Raw genomic sequence first — 17503 nt, forward strand, 5'->3', positions numbered from 1 at the left:
CCGGGATGACGGCGGAATCCTGCGCCCGGAGCACGGAAACGGCGCGGCCCGCTTGGCTACGCTGGCGAGGATGAGCGCCCCCGACTCCGACCTGCCCACCGCGGATGCGACGATCGAGCTGGCTCGGCGCTGGGCCCGGGAGGGCGCGAAGGCCGCGCCGGACCCGTCGGCCGCCCGCCTGGCCGGCGTCTTGAAGGATCCGGTGGGGCTCGACTTCACGCTCGGCTTCGTCGACCGCGTCATGCGGCCGGAGGACCGGCGGGTCGCGGCGCGCAACCTCGAGCGGCTCGCGCAGCGCATCCCGCGTTTCCTGCCGTGGCACCTCCGCGCGGCGATCGCGGTCGGCGGCGGCTTCGCGCGGCTGCTGCCCTGGCCGATCATCCCGATCGCGCGCCGCGTGCTGCGGGGCATGGTCGCGCACCTCGTGATCGACGCGACGCCGGCGAGCCTCGAGAAGCACTTCCGCCGCCTCCGGGCCGACGGCACCCGCCTCAACGTCAACCTGCTCGGCGAGGCGGTGCTCGGCGACGCGGAGGCCGACCGCCGGCTCACCGGCACGCTCGATCTGCTCGGCCGCGACGACGTCGACTACGTGTCGGTGAAGGTGTCGTCGGTCGCGAGCCAGCTCAGCATGTGGGGCTTCGACGAGACGGTCGAGCGCGTCGTCGAGCGCCTCACTCCGCTCTACGGCACGGCCGTGCGGGCCGCGGAGCCGAAGTTCATCAACCTCGACATGGAGGAGTACCGCGACCTCGACCTCACGATCGCGGTCTTCACCCGGCTGCTCGAGAAGCCGGGCCTCGAGCACCTCGAGGCGGGCATCGTGCTGCAGGCCTACCTGCCCGACTCGGTGGCGGCCCTCCAGCAGCTGACGGCCTGGGCCCGCGCCCGGGTCGCGGCGGGCGGCGCCCCGATCAAGGTGCGCGTCGTGAAGGGCGCGAACCTCGCGATGGAGCGGGTGGATGCGGCCGTGCACGACTGGCCGCTCGCCACCTGGACGACGAAGCAGGACACCGACACCAACTACAAGCGGATGCTCGACTGGGCGCTCCTGCCGGATCACGCCGCCGCGGTGAAGATCGGCGTCGCCGGCCACAACCTGTTCGACCTCGCCTTCGCGCACCTGCTGGCCGAGCGCCGCGGCGTGAGCGCCCGGGTCGACGTCGAGATGCTGCTCGGCATGGCGCCCGGCCAGGCGGAGGCCGTGCGCGCCGACGTCGGCGGCCTGCTGCTCTACACGCCGGTCGTGCAGCCCGCCGAGTTCGACGCGGCGATCAGCTACCTGGTGCGCCGGCTCGAGGAGAACGCGAGCGAGGAGAACTTCATGTCGGCGGTCTTCGACCTCGCCGACGACCCCGCCGCGTTCACGAGGGAGGCCGACCGCTTCCGCGCCTCGCTGGCCGCGCTCGACCGCACCGTGCCGGCGCCGAGCCGCACCCAGGACCGCCGCACCCCGCCGGTGCCGGAGTCGCCCGTGCACTTCGAGAACGAGGCCGACACCGACCCGGCGATCGCGGGCAACCGCGACTGGGCGCGCGCCATCCTCGGCCGCGCGGCCGCCTCCCGCCTCGGCGCGGATGCCGTCGCCGCCGCGCGGATCGACGACCGCGCGGCGCTGACCGCGCTCCTCGGCCGTGCCCGGCAGGCGGGCGCGGAGTGGGGCGCCGTGCCGGCGGGCCGCCGGGCGGACGTGCTCGACCGCATCGGCGAGGTGCTCTCGGCCTACCGCGGGCGCCTCATCGAGGTGATGGTGTCCGAGACGGGCAAGACGGTCGCCGAGGCCGACGTGGAGGTGAGCGAGGCGGTCGACTTCGCCCACTGGTACGCGGAGCGGGCGAGGCTGCTCGGGTCCATCGCCGACGCCGAGTTCGTGCCGGCCGCGCTGACGCTCGCCGTGCCGCCGTGGAACTTCCCGATCTCGATCCCGTGCGGGTCGGTGCTGGCGCCGCTCGCGGCCGGCAGCGCGGTCGTGTTCAAGCCGGCGCCGCAGGCCCGACGCTGCGGCGCGGTGCTGACGGAGGCCATCCGCGAGGCCGGCGTGCCCGCCGACCTGGTGGCGCTCGTCGACGTCGACGAGGACGCGCTCGGGCAGTCGCTCATCACGGCGCCGGAGGTCGACCGCGTCATCCTCACCGGCGGCTTCGACACGGCGGCGCTGTTCCGGTCGTGGAAGCCCGACCTGCCGCTGCTGGCGGAGACGAGCGGCAAGAACGCGATCGTCGTGACGCCCTCGGCCGACCTCGACCTCGCCGCCTCCGACCTCGTGAAGAGCGCGTTCGGCAACGCGGGTCAGAAGTGCTCCGCCGCCTCGCTCGCGATCCTCGTCGGGTCGGTCGGCGACTCGGAGCGCTTCCGCCGTCAGCTCGTCGACGCCGTCTCGAGCCTGGTGGTCGGCTGGCCGGAGGATCCGACCGTGACGGTCGGCCCGGTGATCGAGCCGGCCGCCGGCAAGCTGGAGCGCGGACTCACGCAGCTCGGCGAGGGCGAGTCGTGGCTGGTGCAGCCCCGCCGGCTCGACGACGAGGGCCGGCTCTGGTCGCCCGGCGTGCGCGACGGCGTGCGCCCCGGCAGCGAATTCCACCTGACCGAGTACTTCGGCCCCGTGCTCGGCATCATGACCGCGCCGACGCTCGAGGCGGCGATCGCGCTCCAGAACGCGGTGGACTACGGGCTCACGGCCGGCATCCACTCGCTCGACGCCGACGAGGTCGCCACCTGGCTCGACACCGTGCAGGCCGGCAACCTCTACGTGAACCGCGGCATCACCGGCGCGATCGTGCGGCGGCAGCCGTTCGGCGGCTGGAAGCGCTCGCAGGTCGGTCCTGGCGCCAAGGCGGGCGGACCGAACACGCTGCTCGCGCTCGGCTCGTGGCGTCCGGTCGCGACGGAGGCCACCGGCGAGCTCCGCCTCGACGGACTCGACGCCCGCGTGCGCGAGACGATCGAGGCGCTGCAGCCGGGCGTCGACTACGCCGGCTTCGAGGTCATCCGCACCGGCGCGATCAGCGACGAGGCGGCCTGGCGCGCCGAGTTCGCCGAGGGCCGCGATCCGTCGGCGCTCGGCGTGGAGCGCAACGTGCTGCGCTACCGCCCGGCCGAGGCCGTCATCCGGCTCGCGGAGGGCGGCTCGCTGCCGGAGGCGCTCCGGCTGCTCGTCGGCGCGGTGCGCGCCCGCGCCCGCGTCCGCCTCAGCTCGGCGGTGCCGCTGCCGGCCGGGCTCGGTGCGCTCACCCGCGGCCCGCTGCCGCTCATCGACGTGACCGAGACCGTGATCGAGTCGGATGCCGCGTTCGCGGCGCGCATCTCCCGCGGCCCCGGCGCCCGCATCCGCCTCGTCGGCGGCGACGGCCGCGCACTCGAGCGGGCCCTCGGCGGCGACCCGTCGTTCGCCGTCTGGGCCGGGCCGGTCACCGCCGCCGGGCGGATCGAGCTGCTGCCGTTCCTGCACGAGCAGGCCGTGTCGATCACGGCGCACCGGTTCGGCAACCCCGACCGCGCGATGGCCTCCCTCCGCGTCTGAGGGGTCGACAGGGATCCGGCCTCCGGGATCCCGAGCCGCCGGGTCACCGGGCCGAGGCCGCCGGGTCGCCGGGTCGCCGCGCCGAACTCCTGCCGACTCTCGCGTGCCTGCCCGCTGCCGAATGAGGGAACATCGGGCGGATTCGGCGCCGAATGCAGGAGTCGGCACGCGAAGCGGCGCGAGATACGGGATTCGGACGCCTCGGAGGGGCGGGTCTCCTTCATTCGGCAGCTTCGCGAGCCCCCGACCCCCGCCGTCCACCCCCTCGATCCAGGGTCCGCTCCCGCTCCGAGGGCTCGCCCGGACCCCGATCCGGTCCGGTCGTGCCTACGATGTGCGGGCTCCGCCCTCCGACCGAAGGATCTCCGTGCCCGCCAGCCGTCGCCCCCTCGACGGGGTCTCCCGGCTGTCCGCGATGATGCGGGAGGCCGAGGACGCCCCGCCCACGGCGATCGATCCGGCCGTCGTCGCGCGCCGGCGTCGTGGGCGCCGGGTCCGCCGGATCACGGTGCTCGTCGCGGTGATCGCCGTCGTCGGGCTCGTGGTCGGCTACGCCTCGCTCACGCTGACCGCACCCGCCGGCGCCGCGACCTCGACCGTGACACCGCCGCCGGCCGCGGTGTCGCCGGCGGCGAAGATCGCCATGCCGGTGAACGGCGAGTCGGCGATCAGCGTCTCGGGTGCCGACGAGTACCTCGGAGCCGGCGCGAGCGGCATCTTCGCCGCGAACGGCGGCGACGCGGCGATGCCGATGGCGAGCATCAGCAAGCTCATCACCGCGATGACCGTGCTCGAGCGCAAGCCGCTCGGCGCATCCGGTCAGGGCCCGACGATCACGTTCTCGAAGGCCGACCACGACCTCTACGACGCGTACTACGTGCGCGGCGCGACGATCGCGCCGATGCCGACGGGCAGCACCATGACCCTGCACGACGCCGTCGAGACGATGCTCGTCGTGTCCGCCTCCAACTACGCGGAGGCGGTGTCGACGTGGGCGTTCGGCTCGCAGCCCGCCTTCGTGGCGGCCGCGAAGTCGTGGCTGCGCGCCCACGGGCTCACGCACACCACGTTCGTCGAGCCGACCGGCCTCGACACCCGCAACACGAGCACCCCCTCCGACCTCATCGCGCTCGGCAGGCTCGCGAAGGCCGATCCGGTCATCGCGGCGATCGTGGCCGAGCCGGTCGTGAAGAACCCGACCCTCGCCGGCATGCCGAACACGAACCCGCTGCTCGGCAAGGACGGCATCGACGGCCTCAAGACCGGCACGCTCGAGGAGACCGGGTCGAACCTGCTCTTCTCGGCGACGGTGCCGGTCGACGGGCTCGCCCAGCCGCTCACGATGATCGGCGTCGTGCTCGGCGGCGGCAGCCGCGACGTGCTCGACCGCGACGTGCGGGCGCTGATCGAGAGCATCAAGGCCGGATTCCACGCCGTCGTCGTCGGCACGGAGGGCGCGGCCGTCGGCACCTGGCACACGCCGTGGGGGAGCACCGCGAAGATGGTGCTCGGGGCCGACGCGTCGGTGTTCACCTGGTCGGACACCCCGATCGCGGCGACGATGACGACGCCGGTGCTCGCGGACGGCGGCGACGGCGACCAGGTCGCGACCGTGACCTGGACCGCGGGCACGAGCACCGCGACGGCGCCGGTGGTGCTGCAGGGCCGCATCGCGCCGCCGAGCACCTGGTGGCGGCTGACGCATCCGAAGGAGCTGCTGCACTGGTGAGTGCGCGCCGGTGCAGGGGCTGGCGTCCTCGGCGCCGCTGAGTACGGTGTGCGCATGGCCTTCGATGTGGGCGCCGACGCCTACCAGCGGTTCATGGGGCGGTTCGCCGACCCGCTCGCCCAGCGCACGCTCGAGCTCGCGGGCGCCCACCACGGACAGCGGGCCGTCGACGTCGGCGCCGGCACGGGCGCGCTGACGGAGCCGCTGGCCGCGCGGCTCGGCCCGGACGCCGTCGTGGCGGTCGAGCCGTCGGCGGCGTTCGTCGCCGCGCTCCGGCAGCGTCTTCCCGACGTCGAGGTGCATCGTGGCACGGCCGAGGAGCTGCCGCTGCCGGACGCAGCGGTCGACCTCGCGTTCGCCCAGCTCGTCATCCACTTCATGAGCGATCCGGTGCGCGGTCTCCGCGAGATGCTGCGCGTGACGCGACCGGGTGGCCTGGTCGCCGTCTCGGCCTGGGACTTCGCCGGCGCGCGCTCGCCGCTGGCGCTGTTCTGGAGCGTCGCCGCCGAGCTCGATCCGGCCGTGGACGACGAGTCGGGCCGCGTCGGTGCGCGAGAGGGGCACGCGGCCGAGCTGCTCGCGGAGGCCGGCGGCCGCGACGTCGAGTCGGGCGAGCTGCGGGTCAGCGCGTCGCACCTCGATGCGCAGGACTGGTGGGAGCCGTACACGTTCGGAGTCGGCCCGGTCGGCGAGTACGTCGCCGGGCTGGACGATGCGCATCGCGCCGAGCTGCGGGCTCGCTGCCTCGAGCGGATCGGCGATGGACCCGGCTCGATCGAGGCGGTCGCCTGGGTGGCGACGGCGCGAGCCTGAGGGAGCGCTCCGCAGCCTGCGGCGCGGGCGTCCGCGGTCCTAGCGTTGCGGCATGAGCATCCGCACGATCCCCCTCCTTCCGCTCTCCGACAGCGGGTCGATCCCGCAGCTCGGCGTCGGCACCGCCTCGCTCCACGACGATCAGCTCGCCGACCTCATCGTCGCCGCCGCCGAGCTCGGCTACCGCCACCTCGACACCGCGCTCCGCTACGACAACGAGGAGGCCGTCGGCGAGGGCGTGCGCCGCACCGGGCTGCCGCGCGACGAGTTCTTCATCACCACGAAGCTCGACGGCGAGCACCAGGGAGCCGACCGCGCCGTCGAGGGCCTCCGCGGCTCGCTCGACCGGCTCGGCGTCGAGCAGGTCGATCTGCTGCTCATCCACTGGCCGCTGCCGGACCGGGGGGAGTTCGTCGACACCTGGCGCACCTACATCCGGCTGCGGGAGGAGGGGCTCGCCCGGTCGATCGGCGTCTCGAACTTCCTGCCCGAGCACCTCGACGTGCTCGAGGCGGAGACCGGGGTCGTTCCGGTCGTCGACCAGATCCAGCTGAACCCGGAGGTGCAGCGTCCTGACGAGGAGGCGTACCACCGTGAGCACCGCATCCTCACGGAGGCGTGGAGCCCGCTCGGCGGCAACGGCGACGTGCTGCGCGACCCGGTGATCGAGCGGATCGCCGGCGCGCACGAGGCGACGACCGGCCAGGTCGTGCTGGCCTGGCACCTCGCGCACGGCCGGGTCGTCATCCCGCGCACGAAGTCGGCCGAGCGGCTGGGCGAGAACCTCGGCGCGCTCGACCTCCGGCTCGGATCGGACGACGTGGCCGCGATCGACGCGCTCGCGACGCCCGGTGCCGGGGTGGACCCGCGGGTCTCCGGGCACTGACGCCGCGGGCCATGCCGATTCCTCGGGCGGCTGAGCCTGCCGAAGCCCCTTCGACAGGCTCAGGGAACCGAGGGGATCAGCCGCCCAGCGCCGCGCGCACCAGCTCGAGCGCCCGGGCGGCGTCCACACCGGACCGGGCAGCCAGCTCGGCGTAGGCCCTCGCCGCCCGCTCCACCTCGCCATCCGCCGAGCCGGTCGACCACGCGACGAACGTGCCGGCGCGACCGCGGGTCTCGATGACGCCGTCCTGCTCGAGCCGGCGGTACGCCTTCGCCACCGTGTTGACGGCGAGCCCCTCCGCCTCGGCCAGCGCACGGACGGTCGGCAGCCGGGTGCCGGGCGTGAGCTCGCCGGCGGCGATCCGGGCGACGAGGTCGCGCTGCAGCCGCTCGGACGGCGGGACGGCATCGGTCATCCGCCCATCCTGCCCGCTCCGTCCCGCCGGGTCACGATCGGGTCGACGCGTCGGAATGCGCGCCGAAAGCCGTCCCAGGGTCCGATTCGCATGCGTGCGCATAGATAGCGGAATCGTGCGCGAGGTGCCGATTCCGTCGTGATCCGTGCGTCAAACGACGGAATCCGCAGTATCGGCCACTGGGATGCCCCCCGGATTGGTGGGCTGTCCTCCATTGTGAGGACACGGTCCAGTCCCCCATACTTCATACAAGCGGATGGAACCCGAACCCAGCCGCGAGACCGGAACCGACGGAACCCGAACCCGCCGGACCCGGACGGTGCTGCAGGACCCGAATCCGCAGCAACGAGTTGCTGCGAGACCCGAATCCGCAGCACCGAAGTGGACGCACCCCGTCCGGCCCCCCAGAGGCCGGACGGGGGCACTCCGCCTCCGGGGCAGCGCCCCGTCGAGGCTTTCGCTCAGTCCGCCACGCGCCGGTGCCGTGCCCGCTCAGTCCACCCGCCGGTGCCGTGCCCGCTCAGTCCACCCGTCGGTGGATCAGCCGCGACAGCACGATCGCCGAGCGCGTGTGGTCGACGTTCGGCGCGATGCGCACCCGCTCGAGGGCGTCCTCCAGCGAGGGGATGTCGCGCGAGCGCATGTGCACGATCGCATCGGCCGAGCCGGTCACGGTGCCGGCGTCGACGACCTCGGGTACGGCCGACAGGATTCGCTTGAGCTCCTCCGGTGCGACGGTGCCGCGGCAGAACAGCTCGACGTAGGCCTCGGTGCCGAGCCCGTCGACGGCCGGGTCGACCTGGATCGTGAACGCGCGGATGACCCCGTCGGCGACGAGGCGGTCGACGCGGCGCTTCACGGCGGAGGCGGACAGCCCGATCCGGTCGCCGATGTCGCCGTAGCCGGCGCGCGCGTTCTGGCGCAGCAGGTCGATGATGCCGTAGTCCAGGTTGTCCATGCGCGAAGCCTACGGACGATCGTTGCGCGAGGCTATTCGTGAGCGCCGATTCCGTGCGCATCGCGGCGGGAAACACCGGAATGCCGCGTGTGACACTGGAATCACTATGACGATGACCTCGCCTGCGCCCTCCGCGACCGACCGCGTCGCCTCTCGCCGCACCGTGCTGATGTGCCGACCCGAGCACTTCACCGTGAGCTACCGCATCAACCCCTGGATGCACCCGGAAGACCCCACGGACACCAGCCTCGCCGTGCGCCAGTGGGAGGTGCTGCACCGCACCTACCTCGACCTCGGCTTCGAGGTGGAGCTGATCGACCCGATCGCCGGCCTGCCCGACATGGTCTACGCGGCCAACGGCGGCTTCACGCTCGACGGCATCGCCTACGGCGCGCGCTTCCAGTACGACGAGCGCGGCCCCGAGGGCCCGGCCTACATGGACTGGTTCGCCGCGCACGGCTTCGAGGTGCGCGAGCCGGTCTCCGTCAACGAGGGGGAGGGCGACTTCCTGCTGGTCGGCGACGCGATCCTCGCCGGCACCGGCTTCCGCAGCGACGCCGCCAGCCACGACGAGCTGCGCCGCCTCTTCGACCGCGAGGTCGTCACGCTCGAGCTCGTCGACCCGAGCTTCTACCACCTCGACACCGCGCTCGCGGTGCTCGACCCGGCGGCCTCCGCCGCGGACGCGAACGTCGCCTACCTGCCGAAGGCGTTCTCGCCCGACTCCCTGGCCTGGCTGCAGCGCCGCTTCCCCGACGCGATCCTGGTGAACGACGAGGACGCGGCGGTGCTCGGCCTCAACTCCTTCAGCGACGGCCGCAACGTGGTCATCGCCAGCCGCGCGGTCGACTTCGAGCGCCAGCTGCGCGAGCGCGGCTACACCCCGATCGGCGTCGACCTCTCCGAGCTGCTGCTCGGCGGCGGCGGCGTGAAGTGCTGCACGCTGGAGCTCCGGCGATGAGCGGCACGAGCACGACCGGCACCGCCGGGACGAGCACCGGGGCCCGCAGCGCGGAGCTCATCGCCGAGACCGAGCGCTACGGCGCGCACAACTACCACCCGCTCGGCGTCGTCGCCGCGACCGGCGACGGCGCCTGGATCACGGATGTCGAGGGCCGCCGCTACCTGGACTGCCTCGCCGCGTACTCGGCCGTCAACTTCGGGCACGGGCACCCCGCGCTCGTCGCCGCCGCGACGGAGCAGCTCGGCCGCATCACGCTGACGAGCCGTGCGTTCCACAACGACCGGCTCGGCCCGTTCCTCGAGGGCCTGGCCCGGCTGGCGCGCAAGGACATGGTGCTGCCGATGAACACGGGCGCCGAGGCGGTCGAGTCGGGCATCAAGGTCGCGCGCGCCTGGGGCTACCGGGTGAAGGGCGTGCCGGAGGGCCGGGCGAACATCATCGTCGCGGCGGGCAACTTCCACGGCCGCACCACCACGATCATCAGCTTCAGCGACGACCCGGACGCGCGGCAGGACTTCGGTCCGTTCACGCCCGGATTCGTCACCGTGCCCTACGGCGACGCGGCCGCGATCGCCGCGGCGATCGACGACGACACCGTCGCGGTGCTGCTCGAGCCGATCCAGGGCGAGTCCGGCATCGTCGTGCCGCCGGCCGACTACCTCCCGGAGGTGCGGCGCATCACCCGCGAGCGGAACGTGCTCTTCATCGCGGACGAGATCCAGTCCGGCCTCGGCCGCACCGGCGCCACGTTCCAGTGCGACAACGCCGGCGTCGTGCCCGACCTCTACCTGCTCGGCAAGGCGCTCGGCGGCGGCATCGTGCCGGTCAGCGCGGTCGTCGGCGACGCGGACGTGCTCGGCGTGCTGCGTCCCGGCCAGCACGGCTCGACGTTCGGCGGCAACCCGCTCGCGGCGGCGGTCGGCTCGGCCGTCGTCGAGCTGCTCGAGACGGGCGAGTTCCAGGCCCGCGCCCGCGAGCTCGGCGCGCACCTCCACGAGCGGCTCACGGCGCTCGTCGGCCACGGCCTCACAGCAGTCCGCGGCGCGGGGCTCTGGGCCGGCATCGACGTCGACCCGCAGCTCGCGACCGGGCGTCTCGTCTGCGAGCTGCTGGCGGAGCGCGGGGTGCTCGCGAAGGACACCCACGGCGCGACCCTGCGGCTGGCGCCGCCGCTCGTGGTCTCGGAGGAGGACCTCGACTGGGCGGTCGACCAGCTCGCGGCCGTGCTCGGGGAGCTGCGCGCCTCGGATGGCTGACCCCACTCGGTTCCCTGAGCCTGCCGAAGGGCCCCTTCGACAGGCTCGGGGATCCGTTCGACAGGCTCAGGGAACCCGGGGTGCGGCTGTCGCTCCGCCGGGCTCGGAGATCGCGGACTCCCGCTAGCGTCATCCCATGGACACCGCCGCGGAGCTCGACGCCGGCGACGCGCTCGCGCCGTTCCGCGAGCGCTTCCTCCCGGCGCCGGGGGTCGTCGCCTACCTCGACGGCAACTCGCTCGGCCGTCCGCTGCGCGCCAGCGCGGAGCGGGTGGAGCGGTTCGCGGCGGAGCAGTGGGGCGGCCGCCTCATCCGCGGCTGGGACGAGGGCTGGATGGACCTGCCGGTCGCCCTCGGCGACGCCCTCGCCGCTGACGTGATCGGCGCCGCACCCGGCCAGACGGTCGTCGGCGACTCGACGAGTGTGCTGTTCTACAAGCTCGTTCGCGCGGCGCTGCGGCTGCGCCCCGACCGCGACGAGATCGTGGTGTCGCGCGACGACTTCCCGACCGACCGCTACGTGCTCGAGGGCATCGCCGAGGAGCGCGGCGCGACCCTGCGCTGGATCGACCCTGGCGACGTCACGCCGGACGCCGTGGACGCCGCGCTGACCGATCGGACCGCCCTGGTCGCGCTCTCGCACGTCGCCTACCGGTCCGGCGCGCGAGCGGATGCGCCCGCGATCACCCGGCTCGTGCAGCACGCCGGCGCGCTGATGCTCTGGGACCTCTGCCACAGCGCCGGCGTCGTGCCGGTCGAACTCGACACCTGGGGCGCGGACCTCGCCGTCGGCTGCACGTACAAGTACCTCAACGGCGGTCCCGGCGCGCCCGCCTTCGCGTACGTCGCCGATCGACACCTCGACGACCTCCGCCAGCCGATCCAGGGCTGGCTCGGCAGCGACCGCCCGTTCGAGATGGGGCAGGGCTACCGGCCGGCCCCGGGCATCCGCCGACTGCTCAGCGGCACGCCGCCGCTGCTCGCGCTGACGCCGCTCGTCGACGCGGTCGCCCTCGTCGCCGAGGCGGGCGTCGACGCCATCCGCGCCAAGTCGATCGCGCTGACCGGCTTCGCACTCGACCTGGCCGACGCGCTGCTGCCGGATGCCGCGGTCGCGACGCCCCGAGACCCCGAGCGGCGCGGCGGCCACATCACGCTCGACCATCCGGCGTTCGAGCGGATCATGCCGCGCCTCTGGGAGCGCGGCGTGCTGCCCGACTTCCGGCGCCCCTCCGGCATCCGACTCGGGCTCTCGCCGCTGTCGACCTCGTTCGGCGAGGTGGAGGTCGGGGTGGCGGCGATCGCGGACGAGCTGGGGCGATGAGCCTCGGACGCCTCCACGTGCGGATGCGCGCCCGGGACGCCGACGAGGAGCACCGCGTCTCCACCCCGTTCGAGCTGCTCTTCGATCTCGTCTTCGTCGTGGCGATCGCCTCGCTCGTCACCGCGTTCGCCCACACGATCGTCGAGGGCCACCTCGCGGATCACGTCGGCCCGTTCGCGATGGTGTTCTTCGCCATCTGGTGGGCGTGGATGAACTTCACGTGGTTCTCCTCCGGCTACGACCCCGGCGACGCGATCTACCGCGTGCTCGGCGTCGTCCAGATGGCCGGGGTGCTCGTGCTCGCGGCGGGCGTGCCGGCGGCGTTCGAGCACATCGACTACCGCCTCGTCACGGCCGGCTACCTCGTGATGCGGCTCGCGCAGGTCGTGCTGTGGATCCGCGCGGCGGTCGAGAACGCGGCGACGCGCCACGTCTCCACCCGCTACGCCGTCGGCATCGCCGCCGTGCAGGTGCTCTGGCTGCTGCGGCTCCTGCTGCCCGCCGAATGGCAGGTGACCACGTTCGTGGTGCTCGTGCTGTTCGAGTTCGCGGTGCCGGTCTGGGCGAACCGGTCCGGCGACGACCCGTGGCATCCGGGCCACATCGCCGAGCGCTACGGGCTGTTCGTGATCATCATCCTCGGCGAGGGGGTGCTCGCCGCGAGCAACGGGGTGCAGGCGGCGCTCGCCGGCGCGGGCGGCTCCGCGACGCTCGTCGTGGTCGGCGTGGCGGGGCTCGTGATCCTGGTCGGGCTCTGGTGGCTGTACTTCCTCGACTCGCCGGAGGAGGGCCTGGCGCGTCGCCGGCTCGCCTACTTCTGGGGCTACGGCCATGTGCTCGTCTTCGCGTCCGTCGCGGCCGTGGGCGCCGGGCTGGAGGTGGCGGTCGAGGTGGCCGGTCACCACGGCGAGCTCCCGGAGTCGACGGCGGGCTGGGTCGTCGCGGTGCCGGTGGCGCTCACGATGGTGCTGCTCTGGGTGCTGAACCGACCGGTCGTGCTCGAGTCGAGCCTGCCCCCGCAGCTGGTGCTGCCGGCCGCGCTGCTCGTGCTCGTGCTGCCGACCGCGACGGGGGCGATCGGCGCAGCCGGCGTGCTCGTCGGGATCGCCCTCGTGCTCATCGCGGTCGTCGCGATCGCCGTCCTGCGCGGCGCCCGTCCGGCGGCGAACCCCGTCGGGCGGATGCTGGGCGGCGCGGACGCGGGCGATCGCGCGTGAGGACGGGACGGTGACCGCGCGCCGACCGCGTCGCGGGGTGCGCCTGGCGCTCGCGGCGGGGGCGGCCGTCGCGGCCCTCCTCGTGGCGGGCATCGTCGTCCGCCCCGCGCCCGCGACCTCCACGCCGGACGCGTCGGCCGTGCGGGTGATGCCCCTCGGCGACTCGATCACGTACGGCATGGGCTTCGGCGGCATCCTCACGCCGGGCGCCTACCGCGATCCGCTCGCCCGAGCCTGGTCGGAGGCGGGCGCCGACTTCCGCTTCGTCGGCAGCCGCGGCGGCAACGCGACGGAGCGGCTCGCGCTGCAGGGGCAGACGCGGTCGGAGGGGCATCCGGGCTGGCGCATCGACGAGGTGCGGGCGCGCATCGACGGCTGGCTCGACTCGGCTCGACCGGACGTCGTGCTCGTGCACCTCGGCACGAACGACATCCTGCAGCAGCACCTGCTCGGAGGTGCGGACCCGGCCGGCGGGACGGACGCGCCCGGCGGCGCGAGCGACGCCGACGGCTCGGCCGGCGCCGACACCTCGGCCGCGGTCGGCAGGCTCGGCGAGCTGCTCGCGCACCTGGCCGAGCGCGACGGCTCGCTGCGGATCGTCGTCTCGACGCTGATCCCGATCGAGGACGGCCGCGACGACGAGGTGCGCGACTTCAACCGGCGGCTCGTCGGCGAGGTCTGGCCGACCCTGCTCGCCCAGGGCGTCGACATCGACCTGGTCGACTCCTACGCGGCGTTCGTCACCGCATCCGGCGACTGGCGGCGCGACCTCTACCTCGACACGGTGCATCCGAACGAGCGCGGCTACGCCGTGCTGGCGCGCTCGTGGGCGTCGGCCGGACTGCCGGATGCCGGGCGGCGGGTCGCGACGTCGGGCTAGCCTGACGCCATGCCGGAGCCGACCCCGTCACTGCTCGCCGACGACCTGCTCGAGCGGATCCGGGAGCGGGCGCCGCGCTACGACCGCGAGAACGCGTTCTTCGCCGAGGATCTCGACGAGCTCCGCGCGGCCGGGTACCTGGCGCCGCGGAGCCTGCTCGCGAGCGCGCGCGACCAGCGCCGGCTCGCGGCCGCGGCGCCGGCGACCGCGCTCGGCATCAACATGCACCTCGTCTGGGTCGGCGTCGCCCGGGTGCTCCACGACCGCGGCGACGACAGCCTCGCGTGGGTGCTGCGCGACGCGGAGGCCGGCGAGCTGTTCGCGTTCGGCAACAGCGAGCCGGGGAACGACCTCGTGCTCTGGGACTCGCTGACGCGGGCCGAGCCGGACGCCGACGGTGGCTTCGCGTTCACCGGCACGAAGATCTTCACGTCGCTGTCGCCGGCCTGGACGCGTCTCGGCGTGTTCGGCAAGCAGGTCGACGGCGACGGCGCCCCGCGGCTCGTGCACGGCTTCCTCACCCGCGACACCCCGGGCTGGCGCAGCCTCGACGACTGGGACACCCTCGGCATGCGCGCCACCCAGTCGCACACGACCGCGCTCGAGGGCGCCGTCGTGCCCGCGGAGCGGATCAGCCGGATGCTGCCGGTCGGCCCGAACGCCGACCCGTTCGTGTTCGGCATCTTCGCGAACTTCCTGCTCACGATCGGGTCGGTCTACGCGGGCATCGCCGACCGCGCGCTCGAGCTCGCCGTCGCCGCTGCGCACCGGCGGCGCAGTCTGAAGAACGACGGCGCCGAGTACGCGGCCGACCCCGACATCCGCTGGCGCGTCGCGGATGCTGCGCTCGCGCTGGACGCGCTCCGCCCCGACCTGGAGGCGCTCGCGGACGACGTGGACCGGGTCGCCGACCACGGCGCGGCGTGGTTCCGGCTGCTCACCGGCGCGAAGCACCGCTCGACGGAGACGGCGCGGTACGTGGTCGATCAGGCCATGCGGCTCTCGGGCGGCGGCGGGTACACCGCCGGCGGCGAGCTCGCGCGGCTGCAGCGCGACGTGCTCGCCGGCATCTACCACCCGAGCGACACGGAGTCGGTGCACTCGACGGTGGCCGCGAACCTGCTCGGCCCGGTCTGAGACCCGCTGGCTGAGGAAGGCCGTCTGCGGCTTGTCTCGAAGCCTCAGGTCTGCGAGCGCGAGGCTTCGAGACGGCGCTGGCGCGCCTCCTCAGCCGGCGGGCTCGGGGGGCGCTACGCCGGCGTCAGCCGGACGACCGGGATGACCCGGGTCGTCTTCTGCTCGTAGCCCTTGAAGCCGTCCGACATGGCGGTGAACTGCGCCCAGCCGGCGTCGCGCTCCTCGGGCGGCAGCACCTCGGCGCGGGCCGGGATGCCGACGCCGTCGTGCACGTCGCTCGTCTCGATGCGGATGTCGGGCCGCGCCACCAGGTTGTGGAACCAGGCCGGGTTGCGCGGCTGGCCGGCGAACGAGGCCGCGACGAGGATCGTGCCGTCGTCCTGGCGGATCGCGGCGACCGGGCTCACCCGCTCCTCGCCGCTCTTCGCGCCGACCGTGTGCAGCAGTACGAGGCCGTCGCCGAAGCGCTCGGCGCGGCCCGTCTCGCGGAACTGCTCGATGACGGCGGTGTTCCAGTCGCTCATGCGATCCATCCGTTCTCGCGGAGCCACTCCGCGCAGTCGCGTGTCCAGTGCTCGGCCAGCCCGGTGCCCGCCGCGAGTCCGATGCCGTGCGGCCCGCGCGGGTAGACGTGCAGGGCGTGCGGCACGCCGTGCTCGGCGAGCGCCGTGCCGAGCAGGTACGCGTGCTCGACCTTCACGCCCTCGTCCTCGCCGGTGTGCCAGATGAAGAACGGCGGGGCGCCGTCCGTCACGATGCGGTCGAGGGTCGCCGCCGCCCGCAGCTCGGGCGAGGCGTCCTCGCCGATCAGGTTCACACGGCTGCCGCTGTGCGTCGAGGTCAGCATCGACGTGACGGGGTAGCCGAGGATCGCGAAGTCGGGCAGCTCGCCGGGTCCGGCGTCCGGTGCGAGCGCCGCGAAGCCGGCCGCGTGGCCGCCGGCCGAGAAGCCGAGCACACCGACGACGTCCGCGCCCGCCGCGCGCACCCGGGCGATCTCGGCGCGCACCGTGTGCAGCGGCAGGGGATGCAGCGGAGTCGGGTGCGAGTCCGCCACCGGGTAGTGGAACGAGACCGCGTCGGCACCGAGCGACCGGAGCCAGTCGACGACCGGACCGTCCTCGTGCGGCGCGTGTCCGTGGTAGCCGCCTCCCGGCAGCACGACGATCGACATCGAGGTCACGTCACCATCCTGCCCGGTCGGCGAGGTCCGATGCTGGACGGCGTCCTATGCTGGCCGTCGTGACCGGACCCGTTCTGCTCCTCGGCGACAGCATCACCGACGCCGGGCGACGCGAGGATCCGCACGGCCTCGGATCGGGCTGGGCGCGGATCGTCGCGGAGGCGCTGGCCGCCCGCGGCGAGCAGCGCGCCGTCGTCAACCACGGCATCTCCGGCAACCGGGTCGTCGACCTCGCCGCCCGCTGGCAGACGGACGTGCTCGACCTCGAGCCGAGCGTGCTCAGCGTCTATATCGGCATCAACGACACGTGGCGGCGCTACGACAGCGCCGATCCGACGTCGGCCGAGGCGTTCGAGTCCGGCTACCGCGACCTGCTGCGCCAGGCGGTCGCCGCCTCCCAGCCGCGGCTGATCCTCGTCGAGCCCTTCCTCACCCCCGTCACGGCCGGGCAGGAGACCTGGCACGAGGACCTCGACCCGAAGCGGCAGGCCGTGCTGCGGCTCGCCGAGGAGTTCGGCACCGTGCTCATCCCGTTGCACGGGCTGCTGACCGCCGCGGCCGCCGAGCACGGGGCCGCCGCCATCGCCGAGGACGGGGTGCACCCCACCGCGCTCGGCTCCCGCCTCATCGCCGACGCCTGGCTCGCCGGGTTCGACCAGCTGTGACCTGGGCCGCCTCCCGCCGCGCCTTCGACGCGCTCAGCGAGCACAACCCCGGGGCGGAGTGGCCGTGGGACGTCGTCGACGACGGCGGACGCGGCGCGCACCTCCGCCTCCACCTCCCGGCCCCGCTGCGCGGGATCGTCGGGCCGTCGGCGCGGGTCTGGCGGCTCGAGCTCGGCACCGCCGGGGCGAAGCGGCCGGATCGCATCCGGATGTTCGCCATCCTCCGCATGCCGCCGGAGCGGGTCGTGCTCGAGCTGATCGGCGCGCTCGAGGCCGAGACGAAGCGGCTCACCCGCGATCGCCGCGCCGTGCTGCTGCGCGAGGCGATCGGGCGCATCGCCTGCGACGCCGCACGTGCCGGCGGCGAGGTGCGCCGGGCCGCGCAGGTCAGCGCGCTGCTCGGCGACGCGGCGCTCGACGAGCAGGAGTCCGTGGCCGCGCGGCACTGGTACGCGCTCGCCGTGGAGAACGCGATCGCGGCCGAGGACGCGCCGCTCGCGGAGGTGCTGACGCGCAAGCTCGCGACGGCCGAGGCCACCGAGCAGCCGCTGTAGCG

General features: G+C 74.1%; 16 protein-coding genes. 12 read left to right on the forward strand and 4 right to left on the reverse strand.

Annotated elements, in window-relative coordinates; genetic code table 11:
• Positions 1–70 precede the first annotated feature (70 nt).
• The 4 genes from AC1RSJ_RS01080 to AC1RSJ_RS01095 all read left to right on the forward strand — a co-directional run bounded on the left by AC1RSJ_RS01080 (position 71) and on the right by AC1RSJ_RS01095 (position 6948).
• Entirely contained in the window at positions 71–3520 is a 3450-nt protein-coding gene (locus AC1RSJ_RS01080) for a bifunctional proline dehydrogenase/L-glutamate gamma-semialdehyde dehydrogenase (RefSeq protein ID WP_493116465.1), read from the forward strand.
• Positions 3521–3887: 367 nt separating this feature from the next.
• Entirely contained in the window at positions 3888–5249 is a 1362-nt protein-coding gene (locus tag AC1RSJ_RS01085) for a D-alanyl-D-alanine carboxypeptidase family protein (RefSeq protein ID WP_493116466.1), read from the forward strand.
• 54 nt (positions 5250–5303) lie between these two features.
• Complete coding sequence (locus AC1RSJ_RS01090) at positions 5304–6062, forward strand: class I SAM-dependent methyltransferase (RefSeq protein WP_493116467.1); 759 nt, start codon at positions 5304–5306, stop codon at positions 6060–6062.
• A 52-nt stretch (positions 6063–6114) separates the two neighbouring features.
• Positions 6115–6948 carry an aldo/keto reductase gene (locus tag AC1RSJ_RS01095; protein ID WP_493116468.1) on the forward strand — a complete coding sequence of 278 codons (834 nt, stop codon included), beginning with the start codon at positions 6115–6117 and terminating at the stop codon, positions 6946–6948.
• A 76-nt stretch (positions 6949–7024) separates the two neighbouring features.
• Here AC1RSJ_RS01095 and AC1RSJ_RS01100 read toward each other — a convergent pair whose 3' ends face one another.
• Positions 7025–7363, reverse strand: coding sequence for a GntR family transcriptional regulator (locus AC1RSJ_RS01100; protein WP_493116469.1), 339 nt, complete (start codon positions 7361–7363; stop codon positions 7025–7027).
• Between the two features lie 520 nt (positions 7364–7883).
• Positions 7884–8321, reverse strand: coding sequence for an Lrp/AsnC family transcriptional regulator (locus tag AC1RSJ_RS01105; protein ID WP_493116470.1), 438 nt, complete (start codon positions 8319–8321; stop codon positions 7884–7886).
• Between the two features lie 106 nt (positions 8322–8427).
• Here AC1RSJ_RS01105 and ddaH point away from each other — a divergent pair, with 106 nt between their 5' ends.
• The 6 genes from ddaH to AC1RSJ_RS01135 all read left to right on the forward strand — a co-directional run bounded on the left by ddaH (position 8428) and on the right by AC1RSJ_RS01135 (position 15099).
• Positions 8428–9282 carry a dimethylargininase gene (gene ddaH / locus AC1RSJ_RS01110; protein ID WP_493116471.1) on the forward strand — a complete coding sequence of 285 codons (855 nt, stop codon included), beginning with the start codon at positions 8428–8430 and terminating at the stop codon, positions 9280–9282.
• On the forward strand, positions 9279–10541 hold the full coding sequence (gene rocD / locus AC1RSJ_RS01115; protein ID WP_493116472.1) for an ornithine--oxo-acid transaminase: 1263 nt from the start codon (positions 9279–9281) through the stop codon (positions 10539–10541). Before ddaH ends, rocD begins: the two co-directional genes overlap by 4 nt.
• A gap of 136 nt (positions 10542–10677) precedes the next feature.
• Positions 10678–11865, forward strand: coding sequence for a kynureninase (locus AC1RSJ_RS01120; RefSeq protein ID WP_493116473.1), 1188 nt, complete (start codon positions 10678–10680; stop codon positions 11863–11865).
• On the forward strand, positions 11862–13082 hold the full coding sequence (locus AC1RSJ_RS01125) for a low temperature requirement protein A (protein WP_493116474.1): 1221 nt from the start codon (positions 11862–11864) through the stop codon (positions 13080–13082). Before AC1RSJ_RS01120 ends, AC1RSJ_RS01125 begins: the two co-directional genes overlap by 4 nt.
• Positions 13083–13092: 10 nt before the next feature.
• A complete protein-coding gene (locus AC1RSJ_RS01130) occupies positions 13093–13962 on the forward strand; it encodes a GDSL-type esterase/lipase family protein (RefSeq protein WP_493116475.1) in 870 nt (289 codons plus the stop codon).
• Between the two features lie 9 nt (positions 13963–13971).
• Positions 13972–15099 carry an acyl-CoA dehydrogenase family protein gene (locus tag AC1RSJ_RS01135; protein WP_493116476.1) on the forward strand — a complete coding sequence of 376 codons (1128 nt, stop codon included), beginning with the start codon at positions 13972–13974 and terminating at the stop codon, positions 15097–15099.
• A gap of 113 nt (positions 15100–15212) precedes the next feature.
• Here the strand turns inward: AC1RSJ_RS01135 and AC1RSJ_RS01140 are convergent, their stop codons facing one another.
• A complete protein-coding gene (locus tag AC1RSJ_RS01140) occupies positions 15213–15623 on the reverse strand; it encodes a nitroreductase/quinone reductase family protein (protein ID WP_493116477.1) in 411 nt (136 codons plus the stop codon).
• Positions 15620–16273 carry an alpha/beta hydrolase gene (locus AC1RSJ_RS01145; protein ID WP_493116841.1) on the reverse strand — a complete coding sequence of 218 codons (654 nt, stop codon included), beginning with the start codon at positions 16271–16273 and terminating at the stop codon, positions 15620–15622. The genes AC1RSJ_RS01140 and AC1RSJ_RS01145 overlap by 4 nt, the downstream gene beginning before the upstream one ends.
• A 68-nt stretch (positions 16274–16341) precedes the next feature.
• Here AC1RSJ_RS01145 and AC1RSJ_RS01150 point away from each other — a divergent pair, with 68 nt between their 5' ends.
• Both AC1RSJ_RS01150 and AC1RSJ_RS01155 read left to right on the forward strand, forming a co-directional pair.
• Complete coding sequence (locus tag AC1RSJ_RS01150; protein ID WP_493116478.1) at positions 16342–16947, forward strand: SGNH/GDSL hydrolase family protein; 606 nt, start codon at positions 16342–16344, stop codon at positions 16945–16947.
• Positions 16944–17501 (forward strand): hypothetical protein, encoded by a 558-nt coding sequence (locus AC1RSJ_RS01155; protein ID WP_493116479.1) that lies wholly within the window; start codon positions 16944–16946, stop codon positions 17499–17501. Before AC1RSJ_RS01150 ends, AC1RSJ_RS01155 begins: the two co-directional genes overlap by 4 nt.
• Positions 17502–17503: the final 2 nt, after the last annotated feature.

The sequence above is a fragment of the Schumannella sp. GW821-FHT10F01 genome, assembly GCF_058809295.1.

Bases quoted from the DNA above. Each gene is read 5' to 3' on its own strand.
- AC1RSJ_RS01105 (WP_493116470.1), bottom strand. From the start codon at position 8,321: ATGGACAACCTGGACTACGGCATCATCGACCTGCTGCGCCAGAACGCG.
- AC1RSJ_RS01100 (WP_493116469.1), bottom strand. From the start codon at position 7,363: ATGACCGATGCCGTCCCGCCGTCCGAGCGGCTGCAGCGCGACCTCGTC.
- AC1RSJ_RS01135 (WP_493116476.1), top strand. From the start codon at position 13,972: ATGCCGGAGCCGACCCCGTCACTGCTCGCCGACGACCTGCTCGAGCGG.
- ddaH (WP_493116471.1), top strand. From the start codon at position 8,428: ATGACGATGACCTCGCCTGCGCCCTCCGCGACCGACCGCGTCGCCTCT.
- rocD (WP_493116472.1), top strand. From the start codon at position 9,279: ATGAGCGGCACGAGCACGACCGGCACCGCCGGGACGAGCACCGGGGCC.
- AC1RSJ_RS01090 (WP_493116467.1), top strand. From the start codon at position 5,304: ATGGCCTTCGATGTGGGCGCCGACGCCTACCAGCGGTTCATGGGGCGG.
- AC1RSJ_RS01140 (WP_493116477.1), bottom strand. From the start codon at position 15,623: ATGAGCGACTGGAACACCGCCGTCATCGAGCAGTTCCGCGAGACGGGC.
- AC1RSJ_RS01120 (WP_493116473.1), top strand. From the start codon at position 10,678: ATGGACACCGCCGCGGAGCTCGACGCCGGCGACGCGCTCGCGCCGTTC.
- AC1RSJ_RS01080 (WP_493116465.1), top strand. From the start codon at position 71: ATGAGCGCCCCCGACTCCGACCTGCCCACCGCGGATGCGACGATCGAG.
- AC1RSJ_RS01095 (WP_493116468.1), top strand. From the start codon at position 6,115: ATGAGCATCCGCACGATCCCCCTCCTTCCGCTCTCCGACAGCGGGTCG.
- AC1RSJ_RS01145 (WP_493116841.1), bottom strand. From the start codon at position 16,273: ATGTCGATCGTCGTGCTGCCGGGAGGCGGCTACCACGGACACGCGCCG.
- AC1RSJ_RS01125 (WP_493116474.1), top strand. From the start codon at position 11,862: ATGAGCCTCGGACGCCTCCACGTGCGGATGCGCGCCCGGGACGCCGAC.